General features: G+C 62.0%; 18 protein-coding genes. 7 read left to right on the forward strand and 11 right to left on the reverse strand.

Going from position 1 to position 19,815, the window contains the following annotated elements; translation table 11 throughout:
• Positions 1–2: 2 nt before the first annotated feature.
• From IVA88_RS01340 to IVA88_RS01375, 8 genes are all read right to left on the reverse strand, one after another.
• Positions 3–224 carry an AlpA family phage regulatory protein gene (locus IVA88_RS01340; protein ID WP_346657548.1) on the reverse strand — a complete coding sequence of 74 codons (222 nt, stop codon included), beginning with the start codon at positions 222–224 and terminating at the stop codon, positions 3–5.
• 362 nt (positions 225–586) lie between these two features.
• Positions 587–1,291, reverse strand: coding sequence for a hypothetical protein (locus tag IVA88_RS01345; RefSeq protein ID WP_247495510.1), 705 nt, complete (start codon positions 1,289–1,291; stop codon positions 587–589).
• A gap of 129 nt (positions 1,292–1,420) precedes the next feature.
• A complete protein-coding gene (locus IVA88_RS01350; RefSeq protein WP_247495511.1) occupies positions 1,421–2,785 on the reverse strand; it encodes a hypothetical protein in 1,365 nt (454 codons plus the stop codon).
• A gap of 22 nt (positions 2,786–2,807) precedes the next feature.
• Entirely contained in the window at positions 2,808–3,854 is a 1,047-nt protein-coding gene (locus IVA88_RS01355; protein ID WP_247495512.1) for an endonuclease domain-containing protein, read from the reverse strand.
• 64 nt (positions 3,855–3,918) lie between these two features.
• Positions 3,919–4,899 carry a hypothetical protein gene (locus IVA88_RS01360; protein WP_247495513.1) on the reverse strand — a complete coding sequence of 327 codons (981 nt, stop codon included), beginning with the start codon at positions 4,897–4,899 and terminating at the stop codon, positions 3,919–3,921.
• An 86-nt stretch (positions 4,900–4,985) separates the two neighbouring features.
• Positions 4,986–5,984 carry a hypothetical protein gene (locus tag IVA88_RS01365; RefSeq protein ID WP_247495514.1) on the reverse strand — a complete coding sequence of 333 codons (999 nt, stop codon included), beginning with the start codon at positions 5,982–5,984 and terminating at the stop codon, positions 4,986–4,988.
• Between the two features lie 339 nt (positions 5,985–6,323).
• Positions 6,324–6,797: an isoprenylcysteine carboxylmethyltransferase family protein gene (locus tag IVA88_RS01370; protein WP_247495703.1), complete on the reverse strand. Its 474-nt coding sequence runs from the start codon at positions 6,795–6,797 to the stop codon at positions 6,324–6,326.
• Between the two features lie 21 nt (positions 6,798–6,818).
• A complete protein-coding gene (locus IVA88_RS01375; protein WP_247495515.1) occupies positions 6,819–7,715 on the reverse strand; it encodes an NAD(P)/FAD-dependent oxidoreductase in 897 nt (298 codons plus the stop codon).
• Positions 7,716–7,815: 100 nt separating this feature from the next.
• On the opposite strand from IVA88_RS01375, the gene IVA88_RS01380 reads away from it, so the two are divergent.
• Entirely contained in the window at positions 7,816–8,460 is a 645-nt protein-coding gene (locus IVA88_RS01380; RefSeq protein WP_247495517.1) for a TetR/AcrR family transcriptional regulator, read from the forward strand.
• A gap of 10 nt (positions 8,461–8,470) precedes the next feature.
• Here the strand turns inward: IVA88_RS01380 and IVA88_RS01385 are convergent, their stop codons facing one another.
• From IVA88_RS01385 to IVA88_RS01395, 3 genes are all read right to left on the reverse strand, one after another.
• Positions 8,471–8,755, reverse strand: a complete 285-nt coding sequence (locus IVA88_RS01385; protein WP_346657550.1) for a transposase — start codon at positions 8,753–8,755, stop codon at positions 8,471–8,473.
• Positions 8,756–8,998: 243 nt separating this feature from the next.
• Entirely contained in the window at positions 8,999–10,222 is a 1,224-nt protein-coding gene (locus tag IVA88_RS01390) for a site-specific integrase (protein ID WP_247495518.1), read from the reverse strand.
• A gap of 161 nt (positions 10,223–10,383) precedes the next feature.
• On the reverse strand, positions 10,384–11,337 hold the full coding sequence (locus IVA88_RS01395) for a LysR family transcriptional regulator (RefSeq protein WP_247495519.1): 954 nt from the start codon (positions 11,335–11,337) through the stop codon (positions 10,384–10,386).
• Positions 11,338–11,435: 98 nt separating this feature from the next.
• Between IVA88_RS01395 and IVA88_RS01400 the strand changes: the two genes are divergently transcribed.
• From IVA88_RS01400 to recQ, 6 genes are all read left to right on the forward strand, one after another.
• On the forward strand, positions 11,436–12,617 hold the full coding sequence (locus tag IVA88_RS01400) for an MFS transporter (protein ID WP_247495520.1): 1,182 nt from the start codon (positions 11,436–11,438) through the stop codon (positions 12,615–12,617).
• A 212-nt stretch (positions 12,618–12,829) separates the two neighbouring features.
• Positions 12,830–14,404 (forward strand): amidase family protein, encoded by a 1,575-nt coding sequence (locus tag IVA88_RS01405; RefSeq protein ID WP_247495521.1) that lies wholly within the window; start codon positions 12,830–12,832, stop codon positions 14,402–14,404.
• Positions 14,405–14,652: 248 nt separating this feature from the next.
• Positions 14,653–15,954: an O-acetylhomoserine aminocarboxypropyltransferase/cysteine synthase family protein gene (locus IVA88_RS01410; protein ID WP_247495522.1), complete on the forward strand. Its 1,302-nt coding sequence runs from the start codon at positions 14,653–14,655 to the stop codon at positions 15,952–15,954.
• Between the two features lie 12 nt (positions 15,955–15,966).
• A complete protein-coding gene (locus tag IVA88_RS01415) occupies positions 15,967–16,968 on the forward strand; it encodes a homoserine O-succinyltransferase (RefSeq protein WP_247495523.1) in 1,002 nt (333 codons plus the stop codon).
• A 105-nt stretch (positions 16,969–17,073) separates the two neighbouring features.
• The gene (locus tag IVA88_RS01420) at positions 17,074–17,817 is read left to right on the forward strand and encodes a polysaccharide deacetylase family protein (RefSeq protein WP_346657551.1); all 744 of its coding nucleotides are present in this window, start codon (positions 17,074–17,076) and stop codon (positions 17,815–17,817) included.
• Positions 17,818–17,944: 127 nt separating this feature from the next.
• On the forward strand, positions 17,945–19,810 hold the full coding sequence (recQ, locus tag IVA88_RS01425; RefSeq protein WP_247495525.1) for a DNA helicase RecQ: 1,866 nt from the start codon (positions 17,945–17,947) through the stop codon (positions 19,808–19,810).
• The last annotated feature ends 5 nt before the right edge of the window (positions 19,811–19,815 follow it).

The raw sequence follows: 19,815 nt of genomic DNA on the forward strand, positions 1-19,815 counted from the left end.
ACTTACGGCTCCTGGGTGAAGCCGGTGGCCACGAGCGCTTGGATTTCGTCAGAGCGCCAGGCCGTGATGCGCGGCCCCAGCTTGACGGGCTTGGGGAACCGGCCGGACTTCACGCCGGCCCACCACGTTGATTTGCTGACGGGGATGGGACCAGCCGGGGCCAGGACTGCCGAGAGGCGCAGGAGCCGGTCATTCGAAGAGTGCGAGTTCAAGGGACACCTCAATGCTCTGATGAGAAGGAGGTGCCTTATTGATCAGACGCCGATCGCCTTGGACGAACTCGGATAACCGCTGTCCGATTTCGGAGAACTTCCGCGGCTCTGCAAGCCGATTTCGGATTGGTGCTGCCTCAAATCGCCCAACGACGGCGGGCGTCGTGGGACAGCTTGGCCTTCGCCATTGAGAAGGGAGTTTGACTTGACAGAGAACTTTGATTGGACGGCTAACGACGAGTTGGTCTCGGTCAGAAAGCAGAATGCAATCGCGGTTTATCTCTCCACGACCGGCACGGTCGTTGTTCGACAGCAGGGCGAGCAACCGGGCTCAGATACGTGCATCCATCTAGCCGCGCACCTTGTGCCGGACCTCATCGACCGGCTGGAGGACGTTTTCTGCTCGGCCGTTTCGCCGGGCTGACTTTTGGTTGGCCGTCACCATCCTCTTCCGGTGGCGGCCAATCAAGTTCCTCCATCGCCGTTCTTAGGCATTTCAAAACAGTTTCCTGGGTGACAGTCGGAAGTCCCTTGCGCTCGAGGTCATCGACTATGTCTCTGGTTGCCGCGTTTCTCAGGGCCCGCGGGTTGTAGGTATAACCTGCAACCGCCATTCCCAGGACCAGCGTTAACAGGGATTGACGTTCTTTGAAGTTTGGCGGGGGGTCGTCCGCCAGCTTTTGCCGGTCTGCTTCCAGCTCGGCCACGCGAGCGAGTAGGGCCTCTCGGCTTGAAGCGAGATCAGGGTGCCGGCGGACTTTTGGATAGGACCTCGTGATGCACGCTCTCAGGGGATAGTTGATCCGCAATCCCATGCGTTTCGCCCAAGGGAGAAGAATGGGGGGAGAAATCTTGTCCGGAGAGCCGGGCAGCAATTCGGTTCCGCAGTGGCGCTCGATGAGCGTGCGCGTCCGGTTAACGACCCGCTGAGCGGAAGGTATTTCGATCTGCTCGCTCGGATCGCACTGGTGAATCAAGGCAGATGATTCGAATGCCGTCCAGAACGGCATCTTGCACCAGACCCTGTAAATATCCTCTACCAGGTCTTCCTCTTCTTCTTCGTACCACTCTTGAGACATCTGCTTTCCGGAGGTTGCTCAACCTTCGGCGGGATAGAGCACTAGCTAAGCGCAATCAACTCCGGAATGCGGGAACCGTGGTCAGCTGTGTTCGCCTCCCGGGTGACTATGCCGGCTATTCTAAGCAGTTCATTTCTTGAGATCGTCAGTTCGCGTCGCGGCGGGCGTTTTCGCTACGTGATCCAGACACGCGAGCAAAGCGTAACGGGCAAGCTGTTCAGCTGTGCCCCGGGTGCTGGCCCAGTCATAACCAATCTTCTGACTGGTGCCGTGGATCGTGCGGCTCCGACCCTCGCCGTAAATTGTTTCAAGAACAGACTGGAACGTGGGGCCCTGCGGATTAATGGGGTCGGTTCGTTTGATACCCAGCCGGGCCTCAAGCATCGTTAGGATGCCGTTCGTTTTCGTGCCCTTGCCAAGCGCATCAAGAGAAGCAGCAAATCCGACAGTGGCCATGAGGTCCCCAACCTCTCGGCAACCTTTCTCGAACCAGATAAGCGCCTGCAGCAGGGCCTCCAACAGCTCAGGACGTGCGGTGCTCCTGGCCGGATCAACAAGATTGTTCAGCACTTCTCCGCACGTCACGAACGCATTTGCCATACGGGTTAGCTCCGCCTGCCAATCCTTCGCCCGAATGAAGGGCCCCGCAGGACGACGACTTAAGCGGGATCCTGAAAGAACGATCTTCCCAGGAACAAATAGGAGCGCGCTTTGAATATGGATCGGGCCATCATAGTGCAGACTAAAGCCCCGCAACGTTTCGGAGGGCGTCTCGAAAGCCAGCGCGGCACAGGTCAAAGCCAATCGTGCGGCGGTCAATGCAGTCTCAAGACCCGCCTCCGCAGCAAATGCCGAAGATAGCTTGGCCGTGCAGACGTACTCGCATGATCCGATAGCCTTTAGTATGTCACCTTCCCGCAGCTTATCGCGGCCGTCCTTGCGAGGACCGGCACGCGAACCGCCCCAGATCCGCTTGACACGTCGCTGAGTGACCACGGTGACGCCACCCTCAGTGGCCTTTCGGTCAAGCCAAGTCAGGCGCGGTTCAAATGTGATCGGTCCAATCGTGAATGGCGAAACGTCAGAGCTGGAAAACAGCGTCGTTCCGAACGCATGCTCAAGCGGGTTTAGATTGGCAACGATGCCGTTGAGAGAGTCATCAAGCTTTTTCAGCAGAGGAGGCGCTTGTTTGACTGTAGACGTCTTCAACGAAGCGCCAGCGAGCAACGGCCCAATGGTCGTTCGCACCCAATCTCGCCACTCGCTGTCTTTGATGCTCCGCGTCAGCGTTGGACGCTTTGTCTTCAGATCGCGTGCCAACCGCGTTATCAGGTTGTCGATCTCTTCGGTGATTTGGATTGTGCCGCCGTCACCTGCCGGGATAAGACGAGGGAGCCTGAAGCTGTCATCCGAGATCAGCGATGATGCGGATTTTCCCTGGATTGCGCGGAGCGCAGCGAGGATGTCTTCAATGACCTTTTCCGGACTGCTCATATAATCCACGCTCTGAACGAAGTTATTTTTGGCCCAACGCTTCTTTTATTCGGGCGACGGCCGCGGGCAGGTCGTTCCTGATTTCATCGCCAGGAATGCGAACGGGGCGAATGCCCAATGCCGCAAGCTTCTCGGTGATGACGGCGTCTTTCGCCATCTGCTTGGCGCGGGCATGATGTCCTCCATCGCAGAAGACTGCGACGCGCTCGTCCGAGAAGAACAAGTCCGCTTCCGTTACTAGGCCGTCTGTATGGCGAAATTCTACGTCGTTCCAGAGATGGTACCAAGACGGAAACGTCGCCCCGTCACTCATGATCAGCATCTGGCACGCTGGAAACAGCTTCTCCTTCGCGAGCGCCTGGATCACAAACAATTCAATGGGTGTCTCGGCTCCCCAGACTCGCCGCGCTTCAACCTGTTTAAACGGTGTGAAGAACAGTTTGCGGCGGTGCTTCTCGTAACGTGTCTTCATCTGTTCCGAAGGCATTTTGATATCCATCGTCAGGATTTCGTCATCTTCAGCCTGCTCCGTCGCCAGAAAGAACTGATCGATTACAAGCCCCATCTCGTCGAGATAGCCCCTTCTTTCGCCGTCCATATAGCCCGGCAAATTCCCGAAAAGGCGCCACCCACCCGAGAACGGATCATACCCCGCGTACATCGGTTCGGTCGCGAGCCACCCGTCAACATCAAGCTTCGCGACCAGATCAATCGTCGATTCCTGAACCTTGTCCCGCTTCGACGCGGGAATGAGTGTCATCGCAAAAGGCCGGACTTGAAGGACGCCGTCCACTTCACCGGCAGGCACGCAACTCAGGACGATAGAAACCAGCTGGAAGTTTGTGCCCCGCTTGCGGAATAGCTCGACCTCTCCATCGCTTGGCTTGTCGTGCAACGTGCCGCCCGCCGCCTCGGCCATCGCCTTCGTAACCGGCTGGATCCCTCCGAGATCGAGGGTGGCGACTCGGATCAGCTCCGGGACGGACGACCAATCCAAGGCGAACGGCAATTTCGGCAGTATTCCGTAAGCCGAGTCGGCCAACAGTGAAGCGGGTCTGTTCTCAATCATCCGGGGACGTTACCTCGGACGTCGCAAAATCCAAAGACAAACGCCAGAGTTGCGAGCCGATTTTTTAGCTGGTGAGCCCGCTCGGCGGATCCTTCGGGGTTCGCCATGATGTAGCTGGAAAATCTATGCCGGATATGAAGAGTCTAACGTCCTCGCCGTTCACAAATATAAAGTCGGCGCTGTTCGATATGGCACCGTTAGGGTCCCGCGCCCCACGAACACGACCGTGCGCAGTGTGGAAGGTCAGGTCTTCGTTGATGAGGTATCCGTACCGAGCGAACCCAGCGCCATAGAGACCATCCGCACCTTTCGGGTATTGGGCAAACTGGACTTTGTTATAGCCGGGCTTGAGAAGACTGACGAACGCCTTCTCTGCATCGGCTACCACCTGCTTCCGATTCAGCTTGTCCTCGAAGTCATCGTCTCTGAAATCGTGATCCAATTCAAAGGTCTGCAAGACGAGGGAATTGACCCGGAAAAGAAAAAGATATGTTTCGTCCGACACCCGCGCTCCTGGATAGCGCTGCGGCTCATTTGCAAGAATTTCGGTTCGCGCATGATGACCCTTCGCAATGAGGCGGTCGAAACTGTCTCCAGTGCGGGCAATGCCAACATACAAAAGGTCGTAGACGGAGAACTCGGCATGGCGATCCAAGCCCTCGATCCCCGGTCGGCCATGCGATCGATCGCACAACAATTTCTCCGTCGTGAACCACTCCAGAACGTTTGATCCCTCTTCTTTTATGGGCCCGTCCCAAATTCGGACGCCTTTGGGACCAAGTTCGAACCACAACGGGCTCTTATTGCCGACGACGCCGGGAAGCGAACGTATGTCGAGACGCACTTCGTCCGAGGGACCGCCCTCGATTGCGAACCTGAAGGTCAAAATCTCATCGTCTTCCGTTTGGAAATCGATGAATTTAGCTTCCGGACGGCCTCCGATAATGTAGAAGTCGCTTTCCCTAAGCAGTGGCTCTACCTCTGGGTCACCTTTAAACCAAACAGCCTCCTGGTTGGACATTGGCAGATAGACCAACTCCAGCATTGAGATTTTTGACTTTGTGACTGTTGTGTCCGTCATGTTTTTTTGAATACCATTTCGAGGCTCAAGGTTGAACAGGCCGCTGCGTCTTATTTACCGCGAGCGTGATCGATCGCCGCATCAATCTCGCGCTCTGCGGCGGCGGCGGATTCTTCCAACGCCTCTCGGATATCCGCCGTCGAGGCCATGAAAGACTGGTACTTCGACAAGACGGTGTGCGGATTCTTGTTCGCCCTTAACCGCGCTGCCTGCTTCTCCCATGACGGGATAGGGTCGGACCGGAATTTGTGCGGATAGTTCTTCCCGAGCCATTCGACCAGCTGGAGCAAGTTTCCGCTCCAGCTATGGTTCATCGCGAACGCTTTGCCTTCCTCCGAGAATGCAAGACGCCATGCCTGAGTGCTCACTACCGCTTCGTCGCGTGTCGTCTGCTGGCCCACATATACGCCATCCGCTACAATATCGATGCAGACATTCTGCTGGTAAATGATTTCGTCCATTTCATCGGCGAGCGCCGAGATCGTGGCCTTTGGATCATGATCGCAGGTCTTGCGTAACAATGCGCAGCCGTTCGCAAAATCATCGAACCCACCGGGGAATGTCGCGTGACCGTGGAAATACTTCTTTGCCCGTTCCGGTAGCTTCTGGTTTGAACTCCAGCCCAACCCGCGCGGCTTGTAGGTGCCAAGATAGCCGCACGCCGTGTCGAAGTAGAACGCCGAGAGCGCGGGCAAAATGGCTTCGTGCCGGAGGCCAACGTGATAGACCTCGTTACGGTAGCCATGCAGGATCGTGATCGTTTGCGTGATCTCATCCGAAAGACTGGCTTCGATCTTCGCGAATTTAAGCTTGGCATCGAAGTTGCGGCCGAGCGCCTTGTTCAGCGCGTCCTGGTGCGCGTATTCCTCACGCAGGAACGAATAGGATTTCAGGTCGGACGCCTTATCCTTGGCGATCTGATGAAGCACCAGCTCGACAGCATTGTCGGTCAACATCAGGCCGAAACGCGCGTTATGCACGTCGCCCTTGGCGATGTGCTCCAGGGCGAGATCGAGTTGTTCGAGTACTGAGGCGAGAAACAAAAGCATCTGAAAACAATCCATCAAATCGGTTCGTGATGGAAGGTAAGAATTGGCGGGTCGTCTGCAAGCCGACCGGGCTCTTTTCGCTGGCACTCACCGGGCGCCGTTGCCGCGAAGATCGCAAAACGTTTGTCCCGGCCATCCGGTGACGATCCCTTCTGTAATCCGATCGGTGAGGTCAAGCCCTTTCGAGCCCACTGGATGTCCGGTTGTAGGGAACGAGCGGTCAGCCGGCCAGTCGGTTTTCCGTGACACCGGCCCGCAACCTTCAGAATATGATAGCTCGCGGCAAGGAAGCCGGTGCTGGTTTATCAGAAGGCCCCGCAGGCGGCAGCGGCGGAATAGTCAGAGCCAGCGGCGAACCTCGGCCTTGTAGCGGCGGTAGTCGTCGCCGAACTTCGCTTCGAGATAGCGCTCCTCGCGGGCGATCACCTGCGTCTGGATCGCGATCAGCACCAACGGGAGCAAGGCGAAGGCGATCGGCCCGTCGAAGCCGATCGCAAGGCCGGCATAGATAAGCGCCATGCCGAGATACATGGGATTGCGGGTCCACCGATAAGGACCGGTCGTTGCGATGAGGGTCGTTGGCTGCGACGGCGGAACGTTGGTGCCCAGCCGCCGAAACAGCCCCGCCGCCGCAAGCATCATCGCCGCGCCGGCAACGAACAGCAGCGCGCCCGTCGCGACGAGCAACCGCCAGTCGATGCCGAAAGAGCGCAGGGTGACGAACCGCTCCACCGCCAGCCCCAACAGCAGCGCTCCCAGATAAACGAAGGGCGGAGGGAAGCGCACACCCGCGCTGTCCGGTTCGACGGCCATGCTCATCTCCAGTCTGTGCTCTCAAACCAGCATCGACTGCTGGGCGAAGATACCCGCCATCGCGCCTTGCCATGATGCCGTGGTGACCGAGGGCATGAGGGGGTTGGCGAGGTCGCCGGCGGCGTAGATGCCAGGCATGCTGGTTTCGCGGCGCTCGTCGACCTTGAGGGCGATGCCGAGGGGCGTATCGACCGTGGCGAGACCCAGTGATTCATGCAGGCTTGCGGACGGCTTGTTGCGCGGATGCGCGAACAGGATGTCGACCGCGACATCGGGGCCGGTATCGAGCTTGACGGTGGCGCTATGGCCCCCGTGATGGGCGATCTCGGTGATCCGGCCCTCGACGACAGGTATGTTGCGGCGCGCCAGATCGGCCCGGATATCGGGCGGAAGAATGTCGTGACCATCGGCGAAGAGCGTCAACCTGTCGGTCCAATCGTGGAACAGCCTGACCTGATTGTGCGACTGCGGGCCGGACCAGACGAGGCCCCAATGCTGGCCGGCGACTTCAAAGCCGTCGCAATAGGGACAGGGCACGATGGACGTGCCCCAGCCTTCGGCAAAGCCCGGAACATCAGGCATCTGATCAACGATGCCATAGCTCAGGATCAGGCGGCGCGCCCCAAGGCTTTCGCCATCGCCAGTGAGGACGGAGAAATCGTCGATGGTGCCGGAGATGCTGTCAGCCCGGGCATTGACCAGCCTAATCGTGGGATAGCGCGCCAGCTGCTGCCGCGCCTCGGCCAGGATGTCCAGCGGCGGCTTGTGATCGTGGCCGAGCAGACCATGCGAGTGGCCGGCGAAGCGGTTGCGCGGCAGGCCGGTATCGAGAACGGTGACCTTGCGGCGGGCACGGCCGAGCTGCAGGGCGCCGGCGAGACCGGCAAAGCTGCCGCCAATGATGATGACGTCATCCATGGTGATGGGCTCCGTGTTGTTGATGGAGGGCTTGCACATTTCAGATACTACATGGTATCGTAATGCAAGAATTAGGATACTGTCAAGGACTGGAATTATCGTGACCGAAAACAGCCAGGCCCGGCGCGGCCGGCCCGCCAACGAGGCGCTTGGCCAAACGATAATCGACGCCGCGTGCGAACTCTTTGTGGAATTGGGTTTTCAAGCGACGACATTGGACAAGGTCGCCCAGCGGGCGAAAATATCCAAGCTCAGCATCTATCGGCACTTCGAGAACAAGGAGGCGCTGTTCAGCGCGGCCATCGCGGCCGGCTGCCATCAGTTTGCACAGGCCCTTTTTGAAGGCGTCGACGGTTCGGCCGAAGATCAGCTCATGGCGGTGGGATCATCCCTGCTTCGCACGCTGTTGAGGCCGGACGTCCGCAGTGTCGAAGCCATGATCATGGCCGACAAGACGAATCAAAAGTCGTTAAGCAAGCTCCATTACGAAGCCCGCCCCGCCCATGTCATCGCCCAAATCGAGGCCCTGTTGCGTCAGTTGCACGCGAAGGCGGTTCTGAACGTGCCCGATCCTCTCCAGTCCGCCCGCTTGTTTGCCGCGCTTTTCAAAGGATCCGATCTCCTGATGATCGCACGCTTCGATGAGGCGAGAGCAGAGGACGACAACGAAATCGAATCCTATTGCCGGTCGGCCGTCGCCATGTTCATCGCCGCGCACGGTGGCAACGACCACGCGGGCGGATAGCCTAAACGATCTATAAGTCATGGCGGCCCCTGTCGGCGATACCGCGTGCATCGCTGCGGTCGGTCTTGTTTGGGCGCGATGATAGAAATCGCTGCGCGTGCCGCGTTTCGATACAAACGGTCCGAAAGCCGCATTCGACTAGTGCGCCGTACAGCCATTCGGACAGCGGACAGGCTTCGATGCCAACGAGCGTTATCGCGGCTCGCCCCCGGGAGAGCGCCTTGATGAGCTGCGCTGGTTCACTCTCTGCCTTGCCTTCCCATACCAGCGAGCCGTCCGCTTCGACGACACAGATCGAAGTTGTCCTGAGCGACGTCCAATCCGACGAATAGAGTCATCGCACTTCTCCCTTGCTGGGCCGAATCAATCCCAGCACAAGGCTAGCGAGAGGCACGCCGGGATCGGATTACCCCAGCTCGCGCAAGGCACAAGCTACCCTTCGCCGGAGGGAGTCGGTCCCGCGTCCCGCCAATCTGCGGTGCGGAGTCACTCCACTTCCATAGGGACAGTCTCTGCGCCGTGACGCTCCATTCCGTCGTTAGTCTGGCGCGCTCGGGGAGGCTCGTTGCGGTGCTGATCTAGTTTTCCGCCTCGGTGTCGTGCCCTGGCAATAGGACTGCCAAGCTTCCATGAGCTTGCGGCGCTTCTCCAGGGCGTCACCACGTCTGTACGCACGTTCCGCCTTGTCTCCAACGATATGCGCAAGTGCAGCTTCCGCGACCTCCCGTGGAAACGAGGTGGCATCGCCCGCCCAGTCTCGGAACGAGCTGCGGAATCCATGAGGCGTCGCGTCGACGCCCATCCGCTCCAGCACCGCCTGCAGTGACGTCTCGGACAACTGTCGACCACGTTTCCCCCCAGGAAAGACGAGTTCGCTTTCCTCGGTCCGGAGCCGTCCCATCTGCAGCAGGATTTGAACGGCGCGACTGGTTAGTGGAACGCGGTGCTCACGACCGCCCTTCATTCGCGGTCCCGGTACGATCCACAGTCGATCGTCAAGCGACAACTCAGACCATGTCAAGCCGAACACTTCGCCGGATCGTGCCGCGGTCACAATTGCAAACTCCAATGCCCTCGGTGCTATTCCTTCCATCTCCCGTAGCTGCCGCATGAACGCGGGCACCTCCTGGAAGGGCAGAGCCTTGTGGTGTCCTCTCGTCAGCATCGGTCGCTTCGGCAAGATCGCGTCCAGGTGTCCGCGCCACTGCGCCGGGTTCTCTCCAGACCGCATCCCGCGGGCTTTGGCAAAGCTCAGGACGCGCTCAATTCGTCCGCGCAGTCTGGAGGCAGTCTCTGACTTTGAACGCCAGATGGGCTCCAGAACGGCCAGAACGTCATCCGTGGTTATCTCTGCGACCGGCTTCGATCGGATTTGTTGGCAATAGGCCGTCAGCGTCATCGTCCATTGCGCTCGGTGCTTCTCGTTTCTCCAGGACGGCGACATGCTCTCAATCAGGGCGTCGGCCGCTTCACCGAACGTCATTTGTGACTGTTGGGCATCGCGGGCGGCCAGAGGATCGCGCCCTTCCAGGACGAGCTGACGAGCATTGGCGGCCTTCTCTCGGGCCTTCTGCAAGGGGACGCCTTGGAGCGGGCCTAATCCCATCTCTCGACGTCTGCCGGCGACTTTCCACATGAACACCCATGAACGGGCGCCGCTCGGGCTGATGCTCAGATACAGCCCACCGCCATCCGAATGACGACCGGGCTGTGTGAGAGTCGCGACTTTGCGAGCACTCAGCTTATTGACGAGTCTTGGCATTCTTCCCCACCCTCTTCCCCACCCGAGCCTCTGGATTTCGCAGGATTCGGCTGGACGACAACGGACAGAGAATGTCGTAAAGTGCTTGAAATACAGTGTCTACCGAAACTGTGCTGGATGCTGTTGGACTTTGGTAAGGCGGACACTCTCTCCGCCACTCGTCACCCTGTCAGCCTCCACCTCCCATCCCCGGCCCGCTTCAGCGCGGGATCGCTCACCCGCACATGCTCCGCGAGGAAATCGATGAAGGCGCGCACGCGCGCCGGAAGCGGGGCGGTGTGGCCGACATAGACGGCGTGGATGTCTTCGCGGTCGCCGGGATTGTGGTTTTGCAGCACCGGCACCAGACGACCCGCTTCGATGTCGGGACCGATGTGGAAAAGGGCGAGACGGGCGAGGCCGACGCCGCCCAGCGCAAGCCGACGGGCGGCTTCGCCGTCGCTGACGCGCGCGACGGGCGGCGGCACGGCTTCTTCGGTGTGGTCGCCGCGCTTGAATAGCCAGCCGCGGATCGCCCGCGGAAAGGTCCAGCCGATACCGCGATGCTTGTTGAGCTCCGCCGGCGTCTTTGGCGTGCCGCATCGCGCGAGATAGTCCGGCGCGCCGACAACGACCATGCAGCTGGTGCCGAGCTTTCGCGCGACGAGACGTGACGCGCGCAGCGGGCCGACGCGGATCGCGACGTCGGCGCGCTCCTGCATCAGGTCGATCAACATATCGGTCAGCACCAGGTCGAGCGTCACGTCTGGATGCAGCTCGAGGAAACGCGGGATCAGCGGCATCACATGCAGCATGCCGAAAGGAATGTTGCAGTTGACCGTGAGGCGGCCCCGCGGCGTCGTGCCGGAGGCCGCTTCGCGCTCGGCTTCCTCCATCTCGGCGAGGATGCGCACCGTGCGCTCGTAAAAGGTTTGGCCTTCCTCCGTCAGCGTGAGCTTGCGCGTGGTGCGGTTGATCAGCCGGGAGCCGAGCCGCGCTTCCAGCCGCGAGATCAGCTTGCTCACGCCCGACGGCGTCAGGCGCAATTTCCGTGCGGCCTGGGTGAATCCGCCCAAGTCGACGACGCGGACGAAAACCTCCATCTCGGCGGAGCGGTTGGTATCGAAGCGAGCCATGTTGAATTCACGTCACAAATGATTGGATTGCGGACATTCTAATGGTTTTGCTGCGTTGCGGCTATCTGCGTGGCTCGTCCCTCGCATTGGAGTAACGCATGCCTCCCGCTGTCCTCGCGCTCACCGCCGGTGCCTTCGGCATCGGGACCACCGAATTCATCATTATGGGCCTGCTGCTCCAGGTCGCTGCCGACATGCATGTCTCCGTCCCGGTCGCGGGGCTGCTCATCTCCGGCTATGCACTGGGCGTGTTCATCGGCGCGCCGGTCCTGACGCTGGCTACACGGCGGATGCCACGCAAAGCCGTGCTGCTGGCGCTGATGGCGATCTTCACGCTGGGCAATGCAGCCTGCGCGCTGGCGCCGAACTACGAATTGCTGATGGCGGCGCGCGTGCTGACCTCGCTCGCGCATGGCACCTTCTTCGGAGTCGGCTCGGTGGTCGCGACCAGCCTTGTTGCCGAGGACAAGCGCGCCTCCGCGATATCGACCATGTTCATCGGCCTCACGGTCGCAACGCTGCTCGGCGTGCCCTTCGGCGCCTGGTTCGGCCTGATGCTCGGCTGGCGCGCGGCGTTCTGGGCGGTGACCGTCATCGGCGTGATCGCCTTTGCGGTGGTGGCGGCGCTGGTGCCCGGCCATGTTGGCAGCGGCGAGAAGCCGATCTCGCTCGCCGAGGAAGTATTGGTCCTCGGCCGTCCGCAGGTGCTGCTCGGCCTCGCCATGACCGTGTTCGGCTTTGCCGGCCTGTTCGTCGTCTTCACCTATATCCAGCCGATCCTGACGCGCTTCACCGGCTTCCCGGAGGCCGCGGTCTCACCGATCCTGCTGATATTCGGCGCAGGTCTCGCGATCGGAAACGTCGCCGGCGGCAAGCTTGCCGACCGTGGCCTCACCCGTGCGCTGATCGGAACGCTGGCCGCGCTCGCCATCGTGCTGCTCGGCCTTGGCGCCGTGCTGTCGGTCAAGATCCCGGCCATCGTGCTGATCCTGCTGCTCGGCATCGCGGCCTTTGCAACGGTCGCCCCGCTCCAGCTTCGTGTGCTGGAAGCCGCCGGCCCCAGTGGACGCACGCTCGCTTCGAGCCTCAACATCGCAGCGTTCAATCTAGGCAATGCGCTTGGAGCTTGGGTTGGCGGTGTCACCATCGATCGCGGGCTCGGCCTCTCCGCGCTGCCGCTGGTCGCGGCCGGCATCACGACGGTTGGTCTCGTGCTGGCGCTGTGGAGCGTTCGGCTCGATCGCGCGCAGGCCGCCGTTGCGGCTTGCCCGGCGGAGTGAGAGGACAGCGAGACGACGGCCTCGATGTTGCCGCCCCGAGCACGGCCTTCAACCGTCTGTTGCGATAGACGACGATGCCGCGCTCGTTCTTGTGCTTGGAGCCGCCGCTCTGTCCGTAGACGCTGTACAGGATCACCGCGCCATGCAGAAACGTGCCTGTACACGGGCGCGTGACCTCCATAACTTCCGCAGTGTAACTTCAGGAGAGCGACGTGGCGAAGACGGCGACCAAGAAGAAAAGCGCTTCAAATGAAACAGCGGAGACTTCCAGCAAGAAAAGCGCCGTCCGCAAGGGCATGGTTGTGAAGGCTGCAACGAAGCCGGTCAAGAAGGCCGCCACGCGCAAATCATCCGCACCACGCCGCCCCAGAGGGCCGGCCTGGCAATGGTCGGCGGTCGAGACCGCAGCCGCAATCCGCTCCGGCGTCATCTCCGCGGTCGAGACCGTCCAGGCGCATCTCGACCGGATGCGCGCCGTCAATCCGAGGCTGAACGCCGTCGTCGTCGATCTCTCGGAGGAGGCGTTGGCTGCGGCGCATGCGGCCGACAAGCAGCGCGCGAAGGGCGGCGAACTCGGCCTCCTGCATGGCGTACCGATCACGATCAAAGAGAATGTCGACTACGAAGGCCGTCCGAATTTCAATGGCGTTCCCGCCAACAAGGACCTCATCGCGCCGTCGGATTCTCCCGTGGTGCGCAACCTGAAGAAGGCCGGCGCGATCGTCATCGGGCTCACCAACACGCCGGAATTCTCCTTCCGCGGCTTCACCGACAATCCCTTGCACGGGCTGACGCTCAACCCCTGGGATCCGGACATCACCTGCGGCGGCTCCTCCGGCGGTGCGGGTTCGGCGGTCGCCGCCGGCATCGGCACCATCGCGCATGGCAACGACATCGGCGGCTCGCTGCGCTGGCCCGCGCATTGCAATGGCGTTGTGACCATCAAGCCGACGCAGGGACGTATTCCGGCGTTCAACGGAAGCGCAACCGCCGAGCGGCCGATGCTGGCGCATCTGATGTCGGCGCAGGGGCCGCTCGCCCGCCACGTCGCCGACGTTCGTCTCGCGCTGGAGGTGATGAGCCAGCGCGATCCGCGCGATCCCTGGTGGGTGCCGGCGCCGCTGGTCGGGCCAAAGCCGAAGGGGCCGATCAAGGTCGCATTGGCCAAGATCCCCGAGGACATGGAGGTCGACCCGTCTGTGCGCACGGCGTTGCGCCAGGCCGCCGATCATCTGGAGCGTTCGGGCTATCGGGTCAGCGAGGTCGATGTGCCCGACATCGACGGCGTGTGGCAGACCTGGTGCGACATCATCACCAACGAGACCATGGTGATGCAGGAGGCCGGCATGCTGAAGGTGACGTCTGAGGATTTCCACAAGGCGTGGGGCGGCATGAAGGCCAAGGCCAACGTGCTCGACCTGAAGACCTGGATGCAGGCGACCGCCGCGCGCAACGGCCACATCCGCACCTGGCAGCTGTTCTTCGAAGAGTATCCGGTCGTGCTGGCGCCGACCACGGTGAAGCCGACGCCGGGCCCGCGCGAGGACACTGTCAGCCCCGAGCGCGTGCGCGAGATTTTCTGGGGCGAGATACGCTTCGTCTCCGCGATCAACGTGCTGGGCCTGCCCGGCGCCGTGGTGCCGGTGGCCGTGCACGATGGCAAGCCAATCGGCGTGCAGCTTATTGCCGGGCGCTATCGCGAGGACCTCGCGCTCGACGCGGCAGCAGCGATCGAGAAGCGCGCCGGCGTGATCGCCCATCGGCTGTGGGAGCAGATGGGCTTATAGGTGCGAATATCTCACCTTCTCCCCGGCACAAGGGGAGAAGGAAGCCACCCAGCTGGCGACGCAAAAGTTCATTAATTCAATTTGACTCGAATTTTAGCCAATTCCCCAACAACCGTTAGGGTTACTTCCTCGATCTCTAGACGAATTATTGTCCGCTTTACCACCCGCCTCTAACAGAGGGACGGCGGACAACGCACCTGCCTCATACAGGCCAATAAGTGCGGCCCGCTCCACGCGGAGGTGGCACGATGCGCAACGAGACGATCGCTATTCACGCCGGCTACGAGCCCGAAGCCACCACGCACGCGGTTGCCGTGCCGATTTACCAGACCGCGGCCTACGCCTTCGACAGCGCCGATCACGGCGCGGCGCTCTTCAATCTCGAGGCAGAAGGCTATCGCTACAGCCGCATCGCCAATCCGACCAGCGCGGTGCTGGAGAAGCGTATCGCCGAGCTCGAGGGCGGCGTCGGCGCGCTCGCGGTCGCGACCGGGCAGGCTGCGCTGCATTTCGCCTTCGTCAACGTCGCCGATCACGGCGGCAACATCGTTTCCGTGCCGCAGCTCTACGGCACCACACATACGCTGCTCTCGCACATCCTGCCGCGGCAGGGCATCACCGGCCGCTTCGCCGAGAGCGACACGCCGGAGGCGATCGAAAAGCTGATCGACGAGAACACCCGCGCCGTGTTCGCCGAGACCATCGGCAATCCCGCCGGCAATGTCTGCGACATCGAGGCGCTGGCGAAGATCGCGCATGCGCATGGCGTGCCGCTGATCGTCGATAACACGGTCGCGACCCCGATCCTGCTCAAGCCGTTTGATTACGGCGCCGACATCGCCGTGCATTCGCTCACCAAGTTTCTGGGCGGCCACGGCACGACACTCGGCGGCGCCATCGTCGATTCCGGAAACTTTCCCTGGGCCAAGTACGCCGCCCGCTTCCCGGGCTACAACAAGCCGGACGCCTCCTACCACGGCCTCGTCTATGCCGAGCGCTTCGGCAAGACCGCCTATATCGAGCGCGCGCGCAGCATCTATCAGCGCACCATGGGTTCGGTGCTGTCGCCGTTCAACGCCTTCCTGCTGCTCCCGGGCATCGAGACCGTGGCGCTGCGCATGGAGCGCCACTGCGAGAATGCCCGCAAGGTCGCCGAATTCCTGCGCAAGGACCCCCGCGTTGCCTGGGTCAACTACACCGGCTTCCCGGACAGTCCCTATTATCCGCTGGTGCAGAAATATCTGGACGGGAACGCGTCCTCGCTGTTCACCTTCGGCATCAAAGGCGGCATGGAAGCCGGCAAGTCCTTCTATGATGCGCTGAAGCTGATCACGCGCCTCGTCAATATCGGCGACGCCAAGTCGTTGGCCTGCCATCCGGCCTCGACCACGCACCGGCAGATGTCGGCGGAGCAGCAGCGCGCCGCCGGCGTCTTGCCGGAAACGATCCGCTTGTCGATCGGCATCGAACATTCCCAAGATATCATCGAGGATCTCGACCAGGCACTGGAAAAGGCCTGCCCGTCGGAGCGCCTCCAGGCCGCGGAGTAGGCGGCCGCGCCGATGACGATCCTGATCGACAGGGATCAAGGCATATCGAGCCCGGCACTGGTGCCGGGGGAGGGCGATCTGGCGCGCGAGCGCGGCAGCGCCGAGCTCACCATCGGGCTGATCAACAACATGCCGGATCCGGCGCTGAAGGCGACCGAGCGGCAGTTCATGAAGCTGCTGCAGGCCGCGGCGGGTCCGCGCCGCATCCGCTTCCACTGTTTCTCGCTGCCCTCGGTGAAGCGTTCGCCGGAAGCGAAGTGGCATGTCGAGAGCGAATATTCGGAACTCACCGAGCTCAGGCGCCACAAGTTCGACGGCTTGATCGTGACCGGCGCTGAGCCGGTCGCGCCCGAGCTTGACCGGGAACCGTACTGGCGCGATCTCACCGAGTTGATCGACTGGGCCAAGATCAACACCCGCTCGACGATCTGGTCGTGCCTCGCTGCGCATGCTGCGGTGCTGCATCTCGATCGTATCGAACGGCGGCGGCTGCCAGCCAAATGTCATGGCGTTTTCGACTGCGAAACCGTGACCAGCGATCCGCTCACGCGGGCCGCGCCTGCGCTCCTCAAAGTCTCGCATTCGCGTCTCAACGAGATCGCCGAGAGCGACCTCGCGCAGGCCGGCTACCAGGTGCTGACGCGTTCGGCAAAGGCCGGCGTCGATATCTTCGTCCGGCAATATGCCAGCCGCTTCGTGTTCTTCCAGGGTCACCCGGAATACGACGCGCTGTCGCTTCAGCGCGAATATCTGCGCGACATCGGCCGCTATCTCGCGCGTGAGCACGACAATTATCCGCGTTTGCCCGTGAGCTATTTTGACGCAGCGACCGAAGAGAAGCTTGTCCGCTTCGAGAAACAGGCAACGCACCAACGCCACCCCGCGCTCAGCAACGAACTGCCTGCGCTGAATTTGCGTAGCGATATCGCCGCCGGCAGCGCCGCGGCGGCATTGTTTCGGAATTGGCTGCAATATCTTGGCGCGGGAACCGATGCGCCGGCGCTTGCGCGTTAGGTCAGGACGATGGGTTCGACGTTAGGACTAACGAAGTGTGAAGCTTGCCTCAACCAGTGCGCGAATGCTTCAGTGAGGGGGCGGGACAGACAGGACATGCGATTCGTGTGGTCGGCACTCCAGGGACGCGTGAGCAATCGGCTGGCCCGGCATTTCCGCGCCGCACCGCACCGGCTGCCCGCGCATGCACCCATGGTGAGCTTCACCTTCGACGACGCCCCCGATAGCGCCGCAGGCGAGGGCGCCGAGCTCCTGGAGCAGCATGGCGGCCGCGGCACGTTCTATCTTGCCGGCAGCCTGGTCGATCGTCCCTCGAGCCACTGGCACGGCCTGTCGAACGACGCGGTCGTGCGGCTTCACCGGGCCGGGCACGAGATCGCCTGCCACACCTTCTCGCACCAGAGTGCGGCCAATCTCGACGAGGCCGCCATGGCCAGCGAGATCGAGCGAAACCGCAGCCATTTTCGCGGCATCGATTCTTCGATCACACTGGAAAATTTCGCTTACCCCTATGGCATGGCGTCGGTGTGGCGCAAGCCGCAGCTCGCCAAGACCTTCCGCTCGGCGCGCGGCATCCTTCCCGGCGTCAATCGCGATGTCATCGATCTCCAGTTCCTGCGCGCTTCGCCCTTGGTCGATCGCGAGATCAATACGACAGGTGTCGATCGCTATTTTGACGAGGCGGTCGAGAGCGGCGGATGGTTGATCTTCTATGGTCATGACATCGCCGCCGCGCCGAGCCCGTATGGCTGCACGCCAGACCTGATGCGCCATGCGCTGCAGGCGGCCGGGAAGCGCGACATGCCCATCGTGACGGTCGCGGAAGCACTGCGAAGGATCGGGGCGTAAGAAAGCTTTCTTTCCTCAACAGGTCGAGGGGGAAGACGGCGTCCTGCCGCGCAAACAGTCTTGCCACGCCCGCGCGGTCATGCGACTGGCCTTGTGACAAATCTCACGGCCTCACCCCGACATGCCCATGTCCTCTCCTTCCACCGCTCCGCTGCCTGCGCCGGCCAAGGGCCGCGATGCGCTGTCGGTGCTGCATTCGGTGTTCGGCCTGCCCGGGTTCCGCGGCGCGCAGGGCGAGATCATCCGGCACGTCACCGACGGCGGCAATTGCCTGGTGCTGATGCCGACCGGCGGCGGCAAGTCACTGTGTTATCAATTGCCGGCGCTGCTGCGTGAAGGCTGCGGGATCGTGGTGTCGCCCTTGATTGCGCTGATGCGCGATCAGGTCGCCGCCATGCTCGAAGCCGGGGTCAACGCCGCCGCGCTGAACTCGTCGCTGACCTCGCAGGAAGCCTCGGATATCGAGCGGCGCTTGATCGCGGGCGAACTCGACCTGCTCTATGTCGCGCCGGAACGCCTGGTGACACCGCGCTGCCTGTCGCTGCTGGCGCGGGCCAAGGTGGCGCTGTTCGCGATCGACGAGGCGCATTGCGTCTCGCAATGGGGCCATGACTTCCGCCCAGAATATGTCGGCCTGTCCGTCATCGCCGAGCGTTTTCCCGACGTGCCGCGCATCGCGCTGACCGCGACGGCCGACGAGTTGACCCGCAAGGAGATCGTCGAGCGGCTTCAGCTTGCACACAGTCCGCACTTCGTCTCCAGCTTCGATCGGCCCAACATCCGTTACGAGATCGTCGACAAGCGCAACGCTGTGTCGCAGCTGAAGGAATTCATCCGGGAGCGCCACGCGGGAGACGCGGGCGTCGTCTATTGCCTGTCCCGCAAACGGGTCGAGGAGGTCGCCGCCGCGCTCGACGATGCCGGCATTGCGGCGCTGCCCTATCACGCCGGGCTCGACAGCAGCGTGCGCTCGCGCAACCAGGACCGCTTCCTCAACGAGGACGGCATCGTCATCGTCGCGACCATCGCCTTCGGCATGGGCATCGACAAGCCGGATGTGCGCTTCGTCGCCCATCTCGATCTGCCCAAGAGCATCGAGGCCTACTACCAGGAGACAGGACGCGCCGGCCGCGACGGCAAGCCGTCGGCGGCCTGGATGGCCTACGGTCTTTCGGACATCGTGCAGCAGCGCCGCATGATCGACGAGTCGAGCGGCTCCGACGACTTCAAGCGGGTCTCGATCGGCAAGCTCGATGCGCTCGTTGGCCTTGCCGAAACGCCCCACTGCCGGCGTCGGCGGCTGCTCGCCTATTTCGGCGAGATTGTGATGGGCGAGGGCTGCCGCAATTGCGACAATTGCCTGACGCCGCCGAAAATGCGCGACGGCAAGGTGCTGGCGCAAAAGCTCCTGTCCTGCGTCTATCGCACCGGCCAGCGTTTCGGAGCGATGCATCTCATCGACGTGCTGATCGGACGCCTGACCGAGAAGGTGACGCAGTTCGGCCACGACAAGCTCACCGTGTTCGGCATCGGACGCGAGCTCAACGAGAAGCAATGGCGCACGGTGCTGCGGCAGCTCGTGGCGATGGGACATTTGTGGAGCGACAGCGAAGCCTTTGGCGCGCTGAAGCTGGCCGATTCGTCGCGCGGCGTGCTGCGCGACGAAACGGAAGTGTGGCTTCGCGAGGAAGCGCCCGGCACCCGGATACGTTCGAGCCGCGCCAAATCCCGCCGCGGCGATCTGGCGCCGGCGACCGACGCGCCGCAGGGCGATGTCGATCCCGAATTGCGCGCGCGGCTACGAGCATGGCGCTCGGACATAGCCCGCGAGCGCGGGGTGCCGGCCTATGTCGTGCTGCACGACGCCACCATCGACGGCATCGTTCGCGCATGGCCGACCACGCTGGACGAGCTGCGCAATGTGCCCGGCATCGGCGACAAGAAGCTCGAGCATTACGGCGACGAGCTGCTGCAGATTGTCAGGGCACGGTAGGGCTA

Source organism: Bradyrhizobium sp. 149, from assembly GCF_023073915.1.
Classification (GTDB): domain Bacteria; phylum Pseudomonadota; class Alphaproteobacteria; order Rhizobiales; family Xanthobacteraceae; genus Bradyrhizobium.